The sequence below is a fragment of the Salinivibrio sp. MA440 genome, assembly GCF_001996265.1.
GTDB lineage: Bacteria > Pseudomonadota > Gammaproteobacteria > Enterobacterales > Vibrionaceae > Salinivibrio > Salinivibrio costicola.
Map to the genome: position 1 here is coordinate 66,281 of NZ_MUFI01000007.1, position 16,864 is coordinate 83,144.

The following is a 16,864-nucleotide window of genomic DNA, read 5'->3' on the forward strand; positions in this document are numbered from 1 at the left end:
ATTATAAGGGCGCCAACAAGGCATCCGGCAAACCACTATACCTTGCGGTGCGTGCGCCCACACCGTGGCGCAGCACCGGCCAAGACGCGTAAAGATCAAGCTGGTGCTTCGCCCGCGTGATGCCGGTGTAAATCAGCTCGCGGGTGATCACCGGTGAAATGGTGGGCGGACATACCAGGACTGTGTGCGCAAACTCCGAGCCCTGTGATTTATGCACCGTCATCGCAAACGCGGTTTGATGGGCGGGCAGACGGCTGGCAAGCAAATAGCGCACCTCGCCATCGTGGGTTTCAAACGCCACCCGGGTGATCCCCGCTTGCTGCACCGCAATGCCAATGTCACCGTTATACAAACCCAGTGCATGATCGTTTTGCATAATCATGATCGGCCGGCCGTGATACCAGGTGTCACGCTCTTTAGCTATCAGCCCCGCCGACGCTAAATGCTGTTCAATCGCTTGGTTGAGGCCAGCGACGCCAAATGGACCTTCGGTCAATGCGCATAACAATCGAAATTGGCTAAAGGCACTCAGCACGTCGGCCATGGGCCGCTGATTTTCGAGCGTCGAATGATCGAGTGCCGTTAGGTAGTCGCGATACCCCGCCACCGCTTGAAGCATCAGGGTCTGATAGCTGTTATCACTCAACACATGGTGGGCAATATCGCCATAGCCGCGTTTTAACACCGCCCCCACCTCGGCCATCTCTCCTCGGTTCACCGCAAAGGCGAGCTGACCGATGCCGGATTGGGCATCAAAGCGATAACTTTTGCGCAATAAACACAAAGCACTGGCAATCGCTGGCGCGTGCGGGTTTTCGGGTACGTCAAAGCCTGTCAGTTGGCTTAAACGCGCTGCTTGCGCCGCTGGATAGCCCGCCTCGGCGTACTGACAAATATCGCCTAGCACCGCCCCCGCTTCCACAGAGGCAAGCTGATCTTTATCCCCCAGCAAAATAATGCGTGTTGAGGGCGCCAAGGCATCGAACAGCTGTGCCATCAAAGGCAAGTCCACCATCGAGGCTTCATCGACAATCAACACATCCGCATGCACGGGATTATTCTTATGATGGCGAAACGCCACTCGCTGCGGAATCGCCCCTAATAACCGATGAATGGTACTGGCTTGGGTCGGCAGCGCCGCTTTCACGTCATGATCAACAGGCAAGGCGGCAATCGCCCGTCCTAGTGATTCAGTCAATCGGTTGGCCGCTTTGCCGGTCGGAGCGACCAGCTTGATGGTGAGCGCAGCAGACGTTGTACGCTCGGCGTGGTGCGACGCCACCAACGCCGCCAACAAACGGGCGACAGTGGTGGTTTTACCCGTACCCGGCCCACCCGAAATCACCGCAAAAGGCTGGGTCAACGCGGTGGCTGCCGCCACTTTTTGCCAGTCTATCTCTACCTGTGAGGCGGCAAATAAATTATCTAGGGTTTGGCTGGCCTCATCCGGTACCGGCAGCGCCGCGAGACGCTGGCGAATATGCTCCGCCACTTGCTGCTCGGCATGCCAGTAGCGATACAAATACAATCGGTGTTCGGCAAGCACCAAGGGCGTCGCCTGCGTCCCATCGGACACGACTGAGGCCTGCGCCAATTGCTTGCTTGGCGCTTGGCTATCAATGTGCGCCAATAAAGGCTGCCAAGCGACGTCAGTGGGTGGCTGCCACTGGTTTAAGTCAAGGCAGACGTGCCCTTTGCCCACTTCGCGACTCAGCAGCGCCGCCCATACGGTGATAGCAGCCTTATCTAATTGGTTTTCTTCTTCGCCCATCAAACAAGCAAATTGCACATCAATCGCTCGCAATTCCCCGCGCTGGTATAGTGCCATTAATGCTTGTTTCATACCGACTCTCCAGCAAAGAGGTTGTCCAAGGCGTCAATCAGCGCCTTGTCGGGGCGATGCGCGAATACACCGGTCTCGCCGCTATCACTGGCGCCCCGTAAAAAGAAATAAAACACGCCCCCCACATGGGTGTCGTAATCATAATCGGGGATCCGCTGGCGCAAAAAGCGGTGCAGCGCCAAGGTATAGATCTGATACTGAAAGTCGTATCGGTGCGCGATCATCGCCTCTTTAAGCGCATCAGGATGGTAATCGGCCACACTGTCCCCTAAATGGTTCGACTTCCAATCCAGCACGTAATACTTGCCATCGGCGCGGAAGGTTAAATCGATAAAACCTTTTAACATCCCGCGCGCTGTCTCAAAGGAGAGCTGGCCAGCACGCGCTGACAGTGCATCATATCGTGCGGCGAGTCGGTTCAGTCGCTGGCAGTCGAGTGCAGCCAAAGGCATCACGAACTCCATCTCCGTTAACCGACTGGCGTTGTCAATTTGATTCAGCATCAGCCCTTGTTCATTTAGCGGGTGTTTCAATACCTGTGTCATCCACTGCTGCAATATCGGGCACCACTGCGGGTTATAGTTTTCCAAGCTAAGGTGATGGGTAATAAGCTCAGCGACCTCTTCACTCATCAAATCAGCGGTAAAGTCCACCTCTTCAAACAAGGTATGTAAAAAGGTACCGGCTCGCGCGCCTTTGGGAAACGCAAAAACCGACCAAGGATCCACCGCCACATCCGGCGTCTCCTCATCGGCGAGGTCATCGTCCGCGTCCAAGTCGTAACTGGCTAATGTTGGCAAGGCGCTGACATGATGGCTTTGTTTTAACAGCCCTGAGTAACTGGTTAGCCGCCACTGACGGTCAATCTTGCCGTCAAACTGACGCGCGCTTAGCGCCTCGTGCGCCCCCGTTTGAGGGGTATAACGGCTATCATCCGGCTCCGGTGGCGCAACCACAGTCACCGCATCGCTCGCGCTCGCCAACCCAGCTAAACTCTCGGCCAGCAGGCTAGCATCACCGGCTTCTCCATGCTGGAGCAAATAACCGAGGGCCGTTAAGTGCAAGGCCGAGTCTTTTTGCCGACTGTTACCTTGTTTAAGGGGCGCACAGCCGATAAAACACCCATACACGGCACGGGTCACCGCCACATACAGCAAGCGGATATCTTCAGCCAGCCGCTCTTTTTCAGCGCGTTCTTTGCCTTCATCGACATTATCCAGCGCCAGCACCGGCTGATACTGTTCATCATGATAAAACGGTTGGCTGCTTTCGCGATACTGACAGGCAAACGGCAAGTAAACCAGATCGTATTCCAAGCCTTTCGATTTATGGATGGTGACGATTTGCACCAAATCACGCTCCGACTCCAACCGCACCTGCTGCTCTTCCGATTGTTGAGCCGGCTCGGCCATTCGCTCTTGTAACCAGCGGATCAGCGCGTGTGGGTTGTCCAATTGCTGGCTGGCACTTTGCAGCAACTCCGCGATATGCAAAAAGTCGGTCACACAGCGCTCGCCTTGCGGCATCGCCAACCAGTTTTCTGCCACTTGGCGAGCACTGGCGACTTGGCGAAGCATCGGCATCACCCCACGGCGCTGCCAAGTATCACGGTAATGGCTAAAGGCCACCACCTCTTGCTCCCACAAGGCTTCGTCTTGATTGAGTAACGCCAGCTGCTCAGCGGTCAGGCCAAATAAAGGGCTGGCTAGCGCTGCCCGCAACTTACGCTCGTTTTCAGGCTGCATCACCGCCACTAAAATGCGCTCAATATCGCTGGCGACGGGGCTGGCGAACACATTATCACGGTTAGAAAGATACACAGACGCCACGCCTTTTTCGGCCAGTGCTTGCTTGACCAGCTGTGCCTCGCGGCCGGTGCGCACCAACACGGCGATATTGTGCGGCTGAATGTCGGCTCGGCCGGACGGAGTTTGCAAATAACTATTGCCCGCCACCGATTGGTTGAGCATTTGCGTGATATGCTTTGCGGTACTCACCGCCAAGGTCTGTTCAAAATCTTGCTTGCTACACAATTCATCCGGGCAATGATGCCAAAAGGTGAGCGCGGGCTGCTCGTTTCCCTCCACCACCAGCGCCTTTTGTTTGGCGCTAGGCGAAGAGGCTACCTCTAAAAAGGGAATGCTGTCTTGATAAACAAACGGCGCCTTAGCACGCGAGAACAAGGCATTGACCCCGCGCACCATGCCATCTGTCGAGCGCCAGTTGGTGGCAAGGTTATAGTGATCACTCACCTGTGCACGGGCATGAATATAGGTGAAGATATCGGCGCCACGAAAGGCATAAATCGCCTGTTTAGGATCGCCAATCATCATTAAACCGGTGCGCTCCCCCTCTTCCTCTGTGTCTGTCTCTTCCTCCGTGTCTGCGAATACAGGGGCATCGTCCGCCACTGGCGGCTGATAGACAGTGCTAAAAATCTGATATTGCAGCGGGTCGGTGTCTTGGAATTCATCAATCATTGCTACCGGATATAAGCTGCGAATACGTGCAGCCAACTGGCCTTGGCTATCTTGGTCAAGTGCGCTGGCAAGTTGAGAAAGGAGATCGTCAAACGAGAGCCACCCTTGACGGCGTTTTTCTTGGCGGAGCAGCTGCCTCACTTCTTTGATCGCCAGCGCGGTCAATCCCGGTTTTAACGTCGGCGGCTGATCAACCAATGCCTGTATGTGATCAAATAGCGCTAGACTCGGTGGCTCAGCTTTACTCTTGTCCGCCAACGTCTGTTTGGCGAATTTTTCCAATTTGTCGGGCAACTGGTAATCAAGCGTCTCGGCATTGGCCCATTGTTCCATCGCATTCAGCCAGTTCGCCAGATGGTCTTTGCGATAACTACGGCCATCGAGTTTTGCGGCACTGAGCTGCTCGGTGATCTGCTCCCCCGCCTCGCGCCATGCTCGCTTTACCCCGTCAATTTTGGCTATCGCCGCTTGGTGTGCCGCCATGAGATCTTCGCCGAGATCAGGCGCCTTAACCGTGACAGCCGGTCCGGATAAATAGGGCGCAATCTCTTTTAATAAGGCCTCCGGCGCGGGCCAGTAGCTGCTCACCACACCGGCTAACGATTTTGGCAGCGGATAAAAACGACGACGCCAAAAATCGGCCGCCGCGCGCGCTTTGATCTGTCGCTCGTCGGTGACAAATTCATGACTGAACAGGCTGCCCGACTCAAACGCATTTTGGGTCAGCATCCGCTGACAAAAACCGTGAATGGTATAGATAGCCGCTTCGTCCATCTGCCGCTCGGCCTCTAACAGACGCTGCGCCGCGGTTTTATGATCGCTAATCTCTGCCAGCAAAGGCTCAATGATGGGATCGTCACTCTCACCGCACATAAAGGCAAAACGCGCCTCATGAATGCGACGCCGAATACGGTCTTTTAACTCTTGGGTTGCAGCTTCGGTAAAAGTCACCACCAGTATTTGCTCGACCCGACACGGCGCTGCGCGGCCATGCCCAAGCAACAATCGCAGGTACAAGCCAGCAATGGTAAACGTCTTGCCGGTGCCGGCGGAGGCTTCGATTAATCGGACGCCATCAAGTGGCAAGGTGAGCGGGTTGAGGATCTGCGGTTCCATATCATTATTTCATCGCCTAGTCTGCCCGCTATTGTAGCAACCCCTTGGGGTAAAACATATTCTAACCAAGGCCATCAATCTGCGCCGGTTAACATCACGATCAAAAAAGGCCAGCATCGCTGGCCTTGGTTCATTGATTGAGACTCGACGTTTACGACTGAAGCCAAACTGGGTTGGTCCATGCCGTGCTGCCGTCTTTGTCTTCCACTTCTAGATTGATCCAACCCTCTGCATCCGCAGGAATAGGCAGTGATAGCTCAAGACGCTGTGTGCTCTCTTCAGGGTTAATGGTGATGCTGTTTAGCACCTCACCACCTTGGCCGATTAAGCGCACTTCTTTGAGGCCATCAGCGGCGACCACATTAATATCCCATTTATCACCTGCCTTGGCGGTTTCACCAAACATGATGTTTTGTGGGTACAGGATTGGCCCCTGCGTGGCATAGCCGTGACCGGCTTTTAACGCTTTGGCAAAGGCGAGCGGCGTTAGCTCACCATCAACATTGGCCATCATACGAATACGCCCAGTGAGCTGGTTCCACGCATCATGGGTATCGGTACCGGCTGTGAGGTACATGGCTTCGCCTTGATCCCAAAGCTTGTGCGCTTTTTCAAGCGTCGGCTCGTTATCGACACGTGCGTTAAGCTCCATCAGGTCGAAACGGTCGGTCTTACCGCCCGGCACCGCATCCTTAGCGATATTGGTGAAGTAGCCATAATCGTTATATGGATGGTTCATCGGCACCACTTCTGCACCCATCTCATGTGCAGCATCAATCAGAGTATGCACGTCATCAGTACCCGGATCGACCGTCAGCGCCGCGCCATTGTCGATGGGGAACGGGTTCATGTGACCCCATGATGGCGAGATCTCAATCGATGGAATGAAAGGCACACCACGTTTTGCTGATAAATCAGCAAACACTTTGTGATTAATGGTGGAGTCGTGATCACTGATGAAGGTCAGATCCAAGTCGGTTGCCAACTGAGCACGCACCACGATTTCTGGTGGGGTTACCCCTTCCAGCACATTGCCGTGGTGGTGCAAGTCTGCCCCGTACCATTGGTGGCGATTAGGGAAGGTTACCTGTGGGATCTTAACCAACTGCTTGTTGGTTTTGCCCGATTCGAGCGTTACATCCAAGGTTTGTGATTCTGCAGTAAAGCCTGCACCGGCATTAATGCCCAGCTTGTATTCACCCGGTGCCAGATTTAGCTCCGCATGGCCAGCTGGCAGCAAATTAGTAAAGAAGGTGCGTTTACCCAAGAATTCAACCGGTGGCGCTTGGCCTTCAATGATAGTCACACGTGCGTCTTTAGCCACGCCAGACACCGCTTCTTCTACGTTAAGCGCAAGGGTCGCAGGGCTTTTTAGCGAGGTGAAATTCAGTGTTTGCTCGCCATCAGCGCTCACATTAATGGATTGCGACTGACTGTTGGCATGGCCGGTTGCCGTACCATAAACCTGATACTCGCCGGCTGGTAGCTCCATGCTGTACTGGCCATCTTTGGCAAGCGTCCACGCGTAAGGGTGACCGTCTTTTTCAATCATTACCAAGGCATCGTTTGGCACTTGCCCATTATCAGCGCGCAATTTACCTTCAATGGTACCTGTCGCTTCACCATGACGTTCGGCTTCGGCTTTGACAATCGGCGCCATGTCACCGTTCGGGACAACCTGTAGCTGAGACTCAAACGTACGGCTTTCACCGGCTTTGAGCGTGTGACCCAGATACATATCGCGACCGTTGTATTTAATGCGGTCAAAGTAAGGCGCATGCAGTGCGAACGCCCAGTCACGGTCATACGCGACCATGCGATCGGCGAGGGCATTGTCCGCCATCGCTTCTTCATTGCCTTCAAGGCCCGGCACCGCGAACTGATAACCCGTATCCGGCCAGATCGTGTGGCCAGATTCTAGCTCGAGATCATCCTCACCCTGGTTATTCATCACGGTTTTAAGAGCAATCGCGTCAGAGCCTGCAGCCAAGGTATACCAAGTAGTAATGTCGACTTTGTCGAAGTTACGGCTCACTTTGATCACTGCTTTTTCATCGCTGTCTTCAACAATCTCAATCGACTTGCGATCGTTCGGCCAAGCTGACCAGCTGTTGGGGATGAAATCTGCAAAAGCGACTCGGTCTAGATCAATTTTGCCATTTTTCACCGCCGCGAGATCCACCAAGGTACCACGTGGCACGCCCCATGGTGGCGCGGACTCAACCGCCAATGCGAACGCGACATGCTCGTTTTTCACAGTGATGTCTTGGGCGTGCGTTGCCTCACCATCTGGGATTGCAGTCTTACCTTGAGTAATGCTGACGTCGGCGTGCGCTGAGGCACCCAGCAAAAGGCCAGAGACCAAGGTCGCCACCGCGCTTTTTGAGAATTTATGCATGAAGGCACATCCTTTTTTTCATGGTTTGTTATATGAATTTTCGATGACATTGTGCGTTAAGTTAATTACACGTTCAAATAAAAAACAGAACAAAGGCCTCTATAAACAACACAAAAACGATGCCCTCTAATCATTAAATTAAAGATAAGATAATGATTTTAATTACAATTAAAATGTAACTCTGCATTAAAATGATCGTTTAAAAAATATTTAGACCCCAAATAGATTGACCCCTAACGAGCAACGTAATGTGCAATCTTTAACCAACACAATGGTAACAAACATGACAAAAAAGATGGTTTTATCGACGAGCCACCCATTTTCTCTATCCTAGTAGTTAATTTCTCAAAATGAATATAAAGTCAAAAAYTAAGAGTAAATAACCACAAAAGAGCCATGCATAGACTTGGCTAACAGGGAGAAGAGTGGGAAAGAGAGTGGATAGAGGGGGAAACGGCGCCGCACTATTCCTATGAGGCGCCTTTGGTGATTAGCGTTTTTGTCGCTGCGCAAGCATCGGCAGTACGTGTTGATCGCCTGTTGCTAATAGCGCTTGACCGAGACTCTCGTGCCATTGCGGCCATACGCGATACACATAAGGGTCTTGGGCTTCACCAGGATTAAAGCCCCCGATAAAGGCATCACGCATCGCTTTCAGCGCTTTGTCTTGGCCGGTGTCACTGTTATCGAAGCCTTTTTTGCCATCTCGGGCTTTTATCCCGGCCCCGACCGTACTTGGCAGATAAGTAAGCGGCTGATTCAGGCCATTTTGATAGTCTTCAACCAAGGCTTGTAGATGTGCAAGCGCGTCACCTTTGCTGAGTGGGGAAAACTCGATGGTTTCTTTCACGCCCACCAACGTGCTCGGCACCGCTTCGCCCATCGCGCATTGGCATAAATGATCGATCCATACCGCAAGCTGATGACGCACGGTCAGATCGCCGCAATGAAACCGCACCAAGCTGTCTTGATAACGCCGATTAAGCCAACCTTGCACTTGCACCTCACCTAGCGCGGTGGTGAGCGTCAAATTTAGTTCAAGATCGGGGCGCGGCGCGGCGAGCAAAGGCGTTAAACGTTGGTACATATCACGGATCACCGTGACTTGCGTATCCAAGGTCAGTTCGCCAAAGTACGCCAAAGGCAACTTGCCCTGGCCACGCTGTCGGGCCATAAAATCCTGCACACTTTGGGGACTGTCATCGGTTTCAATAAAGTGCGCTAACAGCTGATCACGCAGCTGAAAGCGGTGCAAGGTATCTAAACTAAAGGGTTCGAATTCTTCTAGCGGCGCTTCTAACTGCTCAAAGAAGACTTTCAAGCGGCGTTGGAAAAAATAGCGCACGGGCAACCGCCAAAAGCGCTGCAACTCAGCTAACTCAATCACAGGATCCTGGTGGCTGTCCGGATCAGGGCTTAACGCATCGCCAATAAATGCCGGCAGTTGTGTCCCTTGTCCTTGAGCAGCCGGTAGCCACTCTTGCGCGTAGCTACCACCATGAGCGAACGCCTGTGGGCTAAAGGGCGTCAGTGGATGAGCCTGGATAAGCTTTTCTTCCAACCGCTGGCGTGACTGCGCTTCGGGTAAATCGCCATCACCGGCCAAACAGTAGCCCTGAGTGCAATACTCAAGCAACTCGGTGACCAGTACCGATGGGACTTTTAAGCTGTTGTCTTGCACTGAGCGACCGACATAACTGATATACAAACGCTGCTGTGCCGACTGCAGCGCTTCTAAAAATAGGTATCTATCATCGTCGCGGCGCGAGCGATCCCCCGCCCGCGTGCGACCGACCATCAAATCAAAGCCGACACTGGGCACAGTGCGCGGGTACACGCCATCGTTCATCCCCAGCAGACACACCACATCAAAGGGAATGGAGCGCATTGGCATCAAGGTACAAAAGTTAACCTGCCCGGCCAAAAAGCGCTGGCTGACTCGCTCGTTATTGAGGCGACCATTAAAGTAATCGCGCACCACGGGCAAGGTTAGCGTATGGGTAAATGCAGCATCGCTGAGCTGTGTCAGCCAACTGTCCAACTGGGTGCGGATAAGCTTTATCGCTAACTCTTCATCGCCTTCAATGGCAAAGCAGTCATCCAGCATTTGGGTCAACCGCGCCATCCACGTCTTGCCATCGCATTCAATCGCCAGTTGCTGCTGGTAGTAAATCAAGGTGTCGATAAACAGCCCTAAACGCCCAGCAAGCTCCGCATTAAGCCCTTGGACTTCATCATAAGGCACGGTGTCTGCAAACAATCCAGCCTCACTCGGCATCGCATAGCCAAGTAACATACGTTTCAGGCCAAATAGCCACGTATTCTGATACTGCTCAGGCAAGGCAAATTGACTCGCGGTATGGGTATCAAGCCCCCAGCGAATGCCGGTTTCTTCCACCCACTGCTTAATCTGATCAAACTGTTGGCTGTCGATGGCAAAACGGCGCGACACCGCCGGCACCTCAAGAATTTCCAAAAGCTCCGCCGCACTACATCGACTATCAGGCAGGGTGAGCAGACGCAAAAAGGCGGCTAACACCGGGCTTTCTTGATCAGCGCTGCGATCTGAAATGGAAAAAGGAATAAAACGCTCGCGAGGCGCATTACCAAACACCGCTTGAATAGCTGGACTGTAGGCATTGATATCCGCCACCATCACAATCACATCACGGGGGCTAAGTGATGGGTTAGCCTCAAACATCGCGAGTAGCTGATCGTGCAGCACTTCGACTTCGCGCATCGGGCTGTGACAGGCATGGATTGCGATGGAAGCGTCATCTGGCTTGATTTCTGTTTTCGCCGCACTGATCTCGGTTTGCTTGGGATCGCCCGGCTCGTTCAAATCCAAAATATCGGCTTGGATGTGATGCAGCAGATTATCGCGGTTAACCTCAACAAAGCCGCTATCAATCTCATTACAGGCCATTTCCGAGAGCAGCAGTAAGTTATCGCGCCCCAGTTTTCCCATCGACGCCAGCAAACTGTTCCCTACTTCACCATGCTCGGGCTCATCAAGCCCCAGTGCCAATTGGCTCTCGGCGGGGATGTCTTCAATTCGGCTGATTTTATCCCGCGCTAATGCGGCACGTTTAGCCAGATAGCGCTTGTCGCGAATATCGCCCCAATAATAACGGCATGGATTGGTGAACATAAAGTGAACCTCTACGTGCTCACCCAGTGCTTGTAACGCATCCAGATAGCGTGGTGGGAGCGCGGAGATGCCAAACACAAAGACCCGCTCAATATCAGCCAGTCCCGCAGGTTTGTGCTGATGACTGGTTAAGGTATCGATAAACTCTTGATACAAATTGGCGCGATGGTAAGGCGATTGGCCCAACGCCAAGGTGTGATCGTATAAGCGGCGCCACAGTTTTTGCTGCCAAGGTTGCACATCGTCAAGCTCTGGCACTGGTTGTTCTTGCTCCCATGCCAGCACCCACTCGGGGCGATAGACCAAATACTGATCGAAAATATCGGCCACTTTTTCGGCCAGCTGATAAGCACGCTGCTGATCCTGGCTATCTTCTAAATACGCGGCTAAATCAGCGAACTCAGGCTCATCCAGACAGCTGGGTAAGATGTCCATCAGCTTCCATGTCATCGCCTCTTTGTTGAAATCACTGCGCTCAGGCACACCATCCAACACTCGCACAAATAGCTGCCAGATAAAGGTAGCGGGAAGCGGGAATTCGACATTAGCGACAATCTGCTGCTCGTTAGCGAGTGCCATTTTTAACCACTGCGCCATGCCGGGGCTTTGCACCAGAATAAGTTCTTTTTGAAAAGGGTCAGACAGCGGACGCTGTTGGATCAGGGAGACCAACAGCGATTTCAACAGTTCGAGCTGATTAGAGTGATAAACAGTAAACACAAGGCGCTCACATGGGAAAGATAACTGGCATCGATTGTGGCCGATTGCCGTGATAAGCGCAAACCGCCACCGACACGCCGCGACCTTGCACACGACTTGCTAACTGTGTGATAGCACAGCAAATCGCTGAGCGATTAAACGCGATTATCACCCACACTGAAGGCAATCAGCTGGCTGATATGGTTCAGTGAACGGCCCGACTCTTGCTGCCACTCATTAAATGCCTGTTGCGCGGCTTGCATCGCCCGCTTGGTCTCTCGGCCGCTATCAACGATTTTAGTCGCGCGCAGATAGTGCTCAATATCGCGGGTGAACAAGAAGGTGTCCTTGCCCATTCGGCGCAAGGTATAAGCACCCGTATTACCGCCCAATCGCTTACCGTGCTTTTTTAAATACTGCCATAAACCAACAATATCTTCGCTGGGCCAATCGGCGACAAACTGGCTAAAACTGCCATGCGATTGCTGCACGCGGTGGATCATTTCCGCATTGTGTGGAATGGTCATCACCTTGGTTAAGTGGCGAATGATCGCGGGGTTCGTCGCTTTCTCTTCCCACATTTCTGGCGGCATCAACAACATTTTGTCGATATCAAATCCCCAAAAAACCTCTTCGAATCCCGGCCACTTTTTGCGTACCACCTGCCAGCTAATGCCCGATTGAAATACCTTCTGGCTAAACGCTGCTAACCAGCGATCATCCGGTATTTCACACAGCGCCTGATGTTCAAGCGGTGCCACCAGCATGCGTTCTAATTCTCGTTGACCACCTTTGCGATCGGCGGCACGTTGATAAATGGTGCTAAATTTTTCTCTCATGTCACAATCACGGCAGGGTCGGTAGACAATGGCCCTTATCCTACTGTATAAAAAGACAGTAAATCAACGAAGAGAGGGTAATTATGGCCGTTATCGTCAAGTACGTGGTCGAACGCGAGGGAGAAGAAAAGATGACATTTACCTCCAAAGCCGAAGCCGATGCCTACGATAAAATGTTGGATATGGCAGATGCGATGTTCGACTTGATTGGAGAAAGCGAACTAGTAGACGACGAAGAAAAGCGTGAAGCCTTGTCGCTATACCTTGCTCAACACAAAGACTCGGTCCTCGAGGCGCTGGGCGCCAAACGTAAAGCCGTCAAGAAAAAACCGGCGAAAGCGAGTGACAGTAAAACGGATGAAAGTAGCGACGACAGCAAAGACGCTGACGCTGCCTAGTACTCCCATTGCTGATCCTGTTGGCATCCGCGAAAGAGCAAGCCCACTTGGCTTGCTTTTTTTATACGCTGAACCTGTATTTCACTCGCAAGGTATCACCCACGCTATGCATCAACACGAATCAGTGCCCCGACCTGTGTGGGATTTTACCTTGGTGTTCAGTTGAGTACTTCCAACCGCTGGCGGTTGTCTTTAAGATGAAGCGTTCGATGTTTTAAGCCCAAATATCTATAAGGAGATCTCCCCCAATGGCAAGCTTTGCTCTGGCACTCGGTACCGCGACCCAAAACCAGGACGGAAAAATCATTGAAGCCTTTTTCCCGGCTCCGCTTCTTAACCCGAGCGATGATCTTGTCCGCGCATTAAGCGCGCTGACAGATTACGACGCGGGTAATCAGGTAGTAGCGATTGCACCAGAAACCTGTAGTGCTATCAGTGAAGCCTTCGCGGCGGCTGGCGCTCAAGAGGCCGCTCATTTCGCCAACATGGCACAACAAACTACCCAACCGCTGGTGCTGGTGATCCTCGAAAATGACAGCAAGCCTGCATCGGTTGCAGAAGGCTTTTTGAAGCTTCAACTGATCTCACACCGCTTAGTGAAACCACACGGTGTGGTACTTGACGGACTCTTTGGTCTGCTACACAACATTGCTTGGACCAACCAAGGCCCGATCGACTTGCCAGAGTTGCCTGAGCGTCAGATGGAAGCGCGTTTGAAAGGCGAAACGCTGACCGTTGAGTGCGTGGATAAATTCCCGAAAATGACCGATTACGTGGTACCTGCCGGTGTGCGTATTGCCGATACCGCCCGCGTTCGCTTGGGCGCCCATGTCGGTGAAGGCACCACAGTGATGCACGAAGGCTTTATCAACTTTAATGCGGGCACCGAAGGCAAAAGCATGATTGAAGGCCGCATCTCTGCGGGTGTAATGGTCGGTCAAGGAAGTGATATTGGTGGTGGCGCGTCGATTATGGGTACCCTCAGTGGCGGCGGCCAGATTGTCGTATCGATTGGCGAGAATTCACTATTAGGTGCCAACGCGGGTCTTGGTTTCCCATTGGGCGATCGTTGCACCATCGAGTCAGGCCTGTATGTCACCGCGGGCACTAAGGTAACCATGCTAGATGCTGATGGAAAAGCAGTAGAAAGTATCAAAGCGCGTGATTTGGCGGGCAAAGCGGATCTACTGTTCCGCCGTAACTCAAAAACAGGAGCGGTTGAGTGTCTGACCAACAAAAGTGCGGTCGAGCTCAACCACGAGCTACACGCCAATAACTAATTAAGCGCGCTTCTAGCGTTTTTTAAAGGCGGCCATCATGGTCGTCTTTTTTATGCCCAGTTTGCTTGAGCCACTCTCGTTTCACCGAAGTGCACCAAAAAGCACAAGCTGATTTGTGGCACATTTTTAACCACAGGGAAAAATAGGAAAAGACACAGGCGCGACGCGGCCCTGACTGGCGGGTAAATCAGCATTCGTGACCTCTCCCAAGGTAGCATTTTTGTCTTTAAGTTCAAGGGATTTCATGCTTAACAAATGTCAGGATCCGTGAAGGCTCACAGTTCAACTTTTCGTTTTTTCTCCCCCCTTTAAACATGAGCCAAGTCACGTTATCAATAGCGTAAAGCGGTAATCTAAAGATGAACCTAATACAGGGGAACAAAGAGGAACGAGTATGAGAGTGGAAATTGCAGGCAAAAACATCGAAATCACTCCCGCCATCCGTGAGCGCATCGAAAGCCGCTTTGATAAGTTGGCCAAGTGGCAGGTGGCACTCATCAATCCTCACGCTGTGATCAGTAAAGAGCCAAACCACCAGTTTAAAGTCGAAGCCAAAGCTGGGTTGCCGGGCTCAACGCTGGTTGCCTCAGCAGAAAGCGATGACATGTACAAAGCAATTAATGATGTGGGCCAAAAGCTCGAGAAGCAACTGAATAAGGTCCAACACAAAGGCGAAGCACGTCGCAATGATAAATCTGCTGCGACGGTTGCGATGGAAGAAAATCCAACCGATGAGGAAATCTAACCCTCAGCGCAACACCTAAATCGCTAAACATGTTAGCCCCGTCTTCGCGGGGCTTTTTGATCCTTGACACGCCAGCCTGCGCCCCATATGGTTAATCCATACGCAAACATAACAACACAACGCCCAATGCTGATTGACGCTCGTTTTTTTCGCTTCTTTTTTATCTCGCCAACGCGGGAGGAAGCGTGCTAAGCCCAATCAGCCTGGCGCACTAACCTCCCAACCGGGAGGTTTTTTTGTATTAGAACAAGGATAATTTATGTCAGACACACCACGCCCACTGGATGAGATACGCACGCGAATAAGCCAGCTTGATCAAGAGCTGCTGACACTATTGGCCGAGCGCCGTCGCTTAAGCCTAGACGTCGCCAAAAACAAAGTCGCGGTGCAAAAACCGATTCGCGATCAAGCCCGTGAGCAAGCCTTATTAGAAAAGCTGGTGACCAAAGCGCAAGATCACCAGTTAGATGCTCACTATGTGCTGAGCCTGTTTCACACCATTATCGAAGACTCGGTGCTGATTCAGCAACGCTATTTACAAAACCTCGCTAATCCCGACAATCAGCGTCCGGTGGCACGAGTTTCTTTCCTGGGCAACCAAGGCTCATACTCCTACCTCGCCGCGCGCCAGTATTTTAGCCGCAAGCAAACCGAACTGGTGGAGATGGCCTGTGACAGCTTTAAACAAGTAGTCGAAACGGTAGAAACCGGCCATGCCGACTATGGTATCTTACCCGTAGAAAACACCAGCTCTGGCTCAATCAACGAAGTGTACGATCAGCTGCAGCACACACGTTTATCGATTGTCGGTGAGCTTACGCTGCCTATCGACCACTGCCTGCTGACTGTCGGCGACCAAGACCCAAGCCAAATTGATACCTTGTATGCCCACCCGCAACCGCACCAGCAATGCAGCGAATACATTGATACTTTGGGTAAAGTGAAGAAGATTTATTGCTCCAGCACCGCTGAAGCCATGCAACAAGTAGCGGATTTAAACCAGCCTAATGTGGCCGCGATTGGCCATGCTGCCAGTGGTGAGTTTTACGGTTTAACCGCGATTAAGAGCGAGATTGCCAACCAACAGCAAAATCACACTCGCTTTATTGTCGTGGCTCGTAAGCCGGTTAAAGTATCATCACTGACCCCTGCCAAGACCACCTTTATTATGTCGACGTCACAACAAGCGGGTTCCTTGGTGGAGTGTTTAATGGTATTGCGCGAGCGTGGCATCAATATGACCAAGCTTGAATCTCGGCCCGTGCTCGGTAACCCGTGGGAAGAGATGTTTTACGTCGATGTTGAGGCCAATATGGCTAGCAACCTGATGCAAAGTGCGCTGGACGAACTCACTACTCTTACCCGTTATCTAAAGGTGCTCGGCTGCTACCCGTCAGAGACCATTTCTCCCACCGAGGTATCGCTGCCGGACAGCAACGAATAATCATAAGTTACCGATAAAAAAAGCCTACGATGTGGGCTTTAATTATTAATACCAATGTCCATATGGAATATCTCTGGCGTCCTTAGGCAGTTTTCTTAACGTGTATTCATCCTTCAAGTATAATTTTTTAAAATTATTTCTTCTAGCTCCAGCAGGAGGCATATCTCTAAGTATTTTAACAATTGATTGTATTTCCTTAGACTCAAATCGACACCCGCGCGATAAAGCATCATGTAGTATNACATCATTTCCAAAGGTGTAGCCAAAGGAGATGCTTTAGATATAGAGCCTAAAAGTGACTTAGAATTCATACTCATTTTATAATGACCTTTGCTATCGCAGCATTAATGCCAACCTCGATTAAAAAAAGAGAATAATGACTAGAACTAAAGCTCTGATCCCAATATCTTAAAATGGGGTATAAATAGTCAGCAATAGTTATTGCAACATATGATAAAGCGATAATTCTAC

The 16,864-nt window shown here is 51.8% G+C and carries 9 protein-coding genes; 4 read left to right on the forward strand and 5 right to left on the reverse strand.

Features of this window, described 5'->3' with window-relative positions:
- Window position 1: 1 nt before the first annotated feature.
- From recD to BZG80_RS03565, 5 genes are all read right to left on the reverse strand, one after another.
- The gene (recD, locus tag BZG80_RS03545; protein ID WP_077678758.1) at window positions 2-1,843 is read right to left on the reverse strand and encodes an exodeoxyribonuclease V subunit alpha; all 1,842 of its coding nucleotides are present in this window, start codon (window positions 1,841-1,843) and stop codon (window positions 2-4) included.
- Entirely contained in the window at window positions 1,840-5,439 is a 3,600-nt protein-coding gene (gene recB / locus BZG80_RS03550; protein ID WP_077678759.1) for an exodeoxyribonuclease V subunit beta, read from the reverse strand. The genes recD and recB overlap by 4 nt, the downstream gene beginning before the upstream one ends.
- Window positions 5,440-5,590: 151 nt before the next feature.
- Window positions 5,591-7,837 carry a CehA/McbA family metallohydrolase gene (locus BZG80_RS03555; protein ID WP_077678760.1) on the reverse strand — a complete coding sequence of 749 codons (2,247 nt, stop codon included), beginning with the start codon at window positions 7,835-7,837 and terminating at the stop codon, window positions 5,591-5,593.
- A 490-nt stretch (window positions 7,838-8,327) separates the two neighbouring features.
- On the reverse strand, window positions 8,328-11,708 hold the full coding sequence (gene recC, locus BZG80_RS03560) for an exodeoxyribonuclease V subunit gamma (RefSeq protein ID WP_077678761.1): 3,381 nt from the start codon (window positions 11,706-11,708) through the stop codon (window positions 8,328-8,330).
- A 134-nt stretch (window positions 11,709-11,842) separates the two neighbouring features.
- Window positions 11,843-12,526: a DNA-3-methyladenine glycosylase I gene (locus BZG80_RS03565; protein ID WP_021022046.1), complete on the reverse strand. Its 684-nt coding sequence runs from the start codon at window positions 12,524-12,526 to the stop codon at window positions 11,843-11,845.
- An 83-nt stretch (window positions 12,527-12,609) separates the two neighbouring features.
- Between BZG80_RS03565 and BZG80_RS03570 the strand changes: the two genes are divergently transcribed.
- From BZG80_RS03570 to pheA, 4 genes are all read left to right on the forward strand, one after another.
- A complete protein-coding gene (locus tag BZG80_RS03570; protein WP_077660046.1) occupies window positions 12,610-12,924 on the forward strand; it encodes a YebG family protein in 315 nt (104 codons plus the stop codon).
- A gap of 248 nt (window positions 12,925-13,172) precedes the next feature.
- On the forward strand, window positions 13,173-14,204 hold the full coding sequence (gene dapD, locus BZG80_RS03575; RefSeq protein ID WP_077669410.1) for a 2,3,4,5-tetrahydropyridine-2,6-dicarboxylate N-succinyltransferase: 1,032 nt from the start codon (window positions 13,173-13,175) through the stop codon (window positions 14,202-14,204).
- Window positions 14,205-14,598: 394 nt separating this feature from the next.
- Window positions 14,599-14,949, forward strand: a complete 351-nt coding sequence (gene hpf / locus BZG80_RS03580) for a ribosome hibernation-promoting factor, HPF/YfiA family (protein WP_021022049.1) — start codon at window positions 14,599-14,601, stop codon at window positions 14,947-14,949.
- A 259-nt stretch (window positions 14,950-15,208) separates the two neighbouring features.
- Complete coding sequence (pheA, locus tag BZG80_RS03585) at window positions 15,209-16,393, forward strand: prephenate dehydratase (protein WP_077678762.1); 1,185 nt, start codon at window positions 15,209-15,211, stop codon at window positions 16,391-16,393.
- Window positions 16,394-16,864: the final 471 nt, after the last annotated feature.